Here is a 1,399-nt window from a genome sequence, read left to right as displayed (position 1 = left end):
GTGCCGCAGTCGTGGGCGAGCGCGGCCCCCGAGATCCGACTGGCCTCGCTGGCCACCGCGCTGCCGACCACGGGTTCCGCCGCTCCGCCGGGAGCGGCCAGCCCCGGCATGTTCGGCGGCATCCCCCCGGTGGGCAGCGTGGTCAACGCGCCCCGCGGTGAGGGACGGTCGCGCTATGCCGCCCGCGCCAAGGTGGTCGCGGCCATGGGCGCGGGCCATGACAAGTCGCGGGATCGGTGGATGAACCCAGCCCCGGCCCGCCTCGGCGAAGACCCACTCAGCGAACGCGAACGCGAGGAACTAGCCAAGCTGCGTGACGAACTCGTCGACTTGGCGATGGAGCGCGATGCCGCAGCCAGGTTGATCAGGGAGGCGATCCGGTCATGACCGCAACGGATTTCGCGGCCCTGCCCCCTGAGGTCAACTCCGCGCGGATGTACGCCGGCGCCGGGTCCGCGCCGATGCTGGCCGCCGCGACCGCCTGGGACGGCCTGGCCGCGGAGCTGGGTTCGGCGGCCGCGTCCTACCGGGCGGTGGTCACCGAGCTCACCGACGAACCCTGGCAGGGTCCGGCGTCGGCGTCGATGGCCGCGGCGGCCGCCCCCTATGTGGCATGGCTGAACACCACTGCCGCCCAAGCCAAGCAGACCGCCACCCAGGCCAGGGCGGCCGCCGCGGCCTACCAGGCGGCGTTCAGCGCCACGGTGCCCCCGCCGGTGATCGCGGCCAACCGGGCGTCGCTGACGTCGTTGGTGGCCACCAACATTCTCGGGCAAAACACGCCGGCAATCCTGGCGACCGAGGCGCAGTACGCCGAAATGTGGGCCCAGGACGCGGCGGCCATGTACGGCTACGCCGCCGCCTCGGCAACCGCCACCACATTGACCCCGTTCCAGCCGGCACCCCAAAACACCAACCCGGCCGGGGCGGCCACCCAGGCCGCGGCCGTCGGTCAAGCAACCAGCACCACCGGCCTGTCCCAGGTGCCCAACGCGCTGCAAGGCCTCGCCTCCGGCCAGGGATCACAGTGGCTGCTGAACCTGCTCAACAGCGCCCCGATCCAAGAATTTGAAGGCCTGATGGCGGCAACCCAGGGCTACCAAACGCTCATTGGGGGACCGGCGTTCATGGCTTCCGGGGGCCTCTTCACCGTATCCCCATTCGAGAACGCGGCCCTGATGTATGCGATGGCGGGGGCGGCGGCTCCGGTGTCCGAGACGGCCGAGGTGGCCGAGGGGGCACTGGGCCCGACCCTGGCGAGCTACGCCGGGTCAACCGCGGGCGCGGCGGGGGTGGGCGGGGGTGAGGCCGCGGGGAGCGGGGGCCGGGCAGCGTCGGTCGGCGGGCGGTCGGTGGCGGGGTCCTGGGGGAGGGCGGCGGCGGCGGTTCGGGTGGCCGC

At 73.3% G+C, this 1,399-nt stretch carries 2 protein-coding genes; both read left to right on the top strand.

What is annotated here, in order from left to right:
* On the top strand, nucleotides 1-387 hold a 387-nt coding region (locus BKN37_RS27160; RefSeq protein ID WP_423212850.1), incomplete at its 5' end, for a PPE family protein, SVP subgroup.
* Nucleotides 384-1,399: PPE family protein (locus BKN37_RS27155; RefSeq protein ID WP_071030400.1), on the top strand; the 1,016-nt coding region annotated here is incomplete at its 3' end. The genes BKN37_RS27160 and BKN37_RS27155, both read left to right, overlap by 4 nt.

It is taken from the genome of Mycobacterium talmoniae (assembly GCF_001854525.1).
Lineage (GTDB): Bacteria > Actinomycetota > Actinomycetes > Mycobacteriales > Mycobacteriaceae > Mycobacterium > Mycobacterium talmoniae.
Note: the sequence above shows the minus strand (reverse complement) of the source record. Positions and strands in the feature narration are given on the sequence as shown.